Source organism: Mycobacterium sp. E1386 (assembly GCF_001672745.1).
Taxonomy (GTDB): Bacteria; Actinomycetota; Actinomycetes; order Mycobacteriales; family Mycobacteriaceae; genus Mycobacterium.
In genome coordinates, this window is record NZ_LZKH01000023.1 from 1 (window position 1) to 2,841 (window position 2,841).

Sequence of the window (2,841 nt, forward strand, 5' to 3'; positions counted from 1 at the left end):
CACCAGGTCTCAGGCGGTGGTGTCGGCGTTGCTGGACTGCGAAAAGCCGGTGCTATGCGCGCTCAACGGCACCGCCGCCGGGGTGGGCGCCAGCATGGTGCTGGCCTGCGACCTCATCGTGGCCTCCGAAAGTGCCCGCATCATCGAGCTTTTCGCGCGGCGCGGGCTCGCGCCCGACGGCGGTGCCGCCTATCTGTTGGCGCGCAAGGTCCCCTTCAACGTCGCAAAGCAGCTGCTATTCTTCGGCGGCGAGCTGTCCGCGGCGGAGGCCGAGCGCATCGGCCTGGTCAACAAGGTCGTCGCCGCCGATGATCTCGAAGCCGAGGCGGCCGCCTGGGCCCAACGGCTCGCGAGCGGGCCGACCCGAGCGCTGGCGGCGGCCAAGGCGATGCTGAACCAGGCGTTCGACGTCGACCGCGATGCCGCGTTTCGCACTGAGGCGCTGTTGGTCGAGCAGGTCGCCGCGACCGACGACGTCGCCGAGGGCATGGCGGCCTTCACCGAGCGACGCGACCCGGACTTTCGTGGACGCTGAATGACGCTGCATCGGAACGCCGCATCGCTGGACGGCCGGGTCGCCGTCGTCACTGGCGGGGGCGGCGGGATCGGGAGGGCCATCGCCGCGGCCTTCACCGAATTCGGCGCGCGAGTGGCGATCTGGGAAAGGGACCAGCAGAGTGCGACGGCGGTGGCCGCGCGCATCGGCGGCCTCGCGTGCGTCGCCGACGTACGCGAGGCCGCCGATCAGGTCGATGCGGCCCTGACCACCACCGTCGACGCTCTGGGGGTTCCGACCATCCTCGTCAACAATGCCGGCGGGGTCTTCTGGTCCGGCCTGCTGGACACCTCCCCCAACGGCTGGGATGCCCTGATCCGGATCAATTTGACGCAGGTGCTGCTCTGTACGCAGCGCGTAGCGCGGGCCTTGGTCGATGCGGGACAGGGCGGCAGCGTCATCAACATCAGCACCATCGAGGCGGTACGCGCCGCGCCCGGGTTTGCCGCCTACGCCGCGGCCAAAGCGGGCGTGGTCAACTTCACCAAGACCGCCGCGCTGGAACTCGCGCCGCACAACATCCGCGTCAACGGGCTCGCGCCCGACTTCACGCTCACCGAGAGCCTGCAGAAGATGGCGCCCAACGGGGCCGAAAACGCCAAACTCATGGTGCCGATGGGCCGCGCGGGCCACGTCGACGAAATGGCCGGAGCCGCAATCTTCCTCGCCAGTGACCTCAGCGCCTACGTGACCGGGCAGACGCTGCACGTCGACGGCGGGACATCGGCGGCCGGCGGCTGGTATCACCATCCGCAATCGGGGCAATACGTACTCGGCCCGTCGACCCCGGTGCCCTAGCCACGATGCACGACACCGAAATTCGGGACCTGTTGGCGAAGGAGGAAATTCGTCAACTGGCTTACCGTTACGCCGCCGCGATCGAAACGCGGGACGTCGCCGCGATGGCCGAATTGTTCGTCCCGCACGCCCGGTTCGGCGACCACGGAGAGGGCCCCGAGGCCCTGCGTCGGCTGATGTCGGCCAGCGTCGACGGGAGCGTATTCGCGGTCATCCTGGTCGCTAACCACCTCGTCGAGCTGGACACAGCGGACCGCGCCCGCGGGCAGGTCTGGGCCCAGTGTTTCGCCCAGACCCACGCCGAGGGGTTTGTCGAACAGCTCATCAAGTACGAAGACCGCTACGAGCGGAACTGCGGGCGTTGGCTGTTCCTGCACAGAAGGCATCACCTGTTCTACGGCATGAGCCGCCGGCCGTCGCCCCTGACACAAGAAGCCGCAGTCTGGCCACGAAACCAGACCGGCGTCGGTGACCTGCCGTTGAGCGACCCGGTCTTCACGGCTTGGTGGCAGAGCAAGGCCGACGGGGAGACGCGGCCGTGAGCTCCGGCCGTTGCCTAGCCGAGGGACTCTCCTTCCCCGAAGGCCCGGTCGTCTACGACGACGGTTCCGTCGTGGTCTCGGAGATGGCGGCCGGCAGAATCACCCGCGTCCGCCCGGACGGCGTCACCGAGACGGTCGCCGAGACCGGTGGTGGCCCCAACGGGGTGGCCCGGCTTTCGGACGGTCGGCTGGTGGTCTGCCAGAACGGCGGCTCCACCTTCGGACTCGGGCCGTGGCCGTACGACTTCGTCGGCTGCGCAAGGCTTTTCCGGCCGGTGGGACCGCCCGACCACCCCGTCGTTCCCGCGCTGCAGCTGGTCGAAGCCGACGGTCGGGTCAGCACCCTGTGCACCGAATTCGTCACGCGCTCCGGCGGAACGGTGCCGCTGATGCGGCCCAGCGACATCTGCGTCGACGGCGATGGCGGCTTCTACGTCACCGACGGCGGAGTCACGCGAGGCCGCAACCGCGGCATGACGGGACTGCTTTACGGCACCGTCGACGGCGGGCTTCGTGAGATCGTCTACCCACTCGAGATGCCCAACGGCGTGGCCCTGTCCCCCGACGGGGCATTGCTCTACGTGGCCGAGACGCGCACGCGCCGGGTCTGGGAGTTCACCCTCGACGGGCCGGGAGTGGTGTCGCGGGCGCGCGGTCTGGCAACGGTGCCCAGCGGGGGTCCGCTGAATGTCGGAGGGGCCGACGGGCTCTGTGTGGACGCGGACGGCGGCATCCTCGTCGCGACCCTGGGTAGCGGCGGTGTCACCGTCTTCGCCCCGACCGGCGAGCTGTTGGGCGCCATTCCCGCCGAAGATCCGATGACCACCAACGTCGCGCTGAGCCCCGATGGCGACACGTTGTTCATGACGCTCGCCTCGTCGGGGCGATTGGTCATGGTGCAGAACTGGCGGGAACGCGTGGGCGCTGCCCCGGCGTCGCCGTGAA

At 69.3% G+C, this 2,841-nt stretch carries 4 protein-coding genes; all 4 read left to right on the forward strand.

All coding sequences use genetic code 11. From position 1 onward, the window contains the following. On the forward strand, positions 1-535 hold a 535-nt coding region (locus A5709_RS02510), incomplete at its 5' end, for an enoyl-CoA hydratase/isomerase family protein (RefSeq protein WP_068117732.1). After that, positions 536-1,354 (forward strand): SDR family NAD(P)-dependent oxidoreductase, encoded by an 819-nt coding sequence (locus A5709_RS02515; RefSeq protein ID WP_068117735.1) that lies wholly within the window; start codon positions 536-538, stop codon positions 1,352-1,354. 5 nt (positions 1,355-1,359) lie between these two features. After that, positions 1,360-1,896 (forward strand): nuclear transport factor 2 family protein, encoded by a 537-nt coding sequence (locus A5709_RS02520; RefSeq protein WP_067948996.1) that lies wholly within the window; start codon positions 1,360-1,362, stop codon positions 1,894-1,896. Then, positions 1,893-2,840 carry an SMP-30/gluconolactonase/LRE family protein gene (locus A5709_RS02525; RefSeq protein ID WP_068117737.1) on the forward strand — a complete coding sequence of 316 codons (948 nt, stop codon included), beginning with the start codon at positions 1,893-1,895 and terminating at the stop codon, positions 2,838-2,840. The genes A5709_RS02520 and A5709_RS02525 overlap by 4 nt, the downstream gene beginning before the upstream one ends. The last annotated feature ends 1 nt before the right edge of the window (position 2,841 follow it).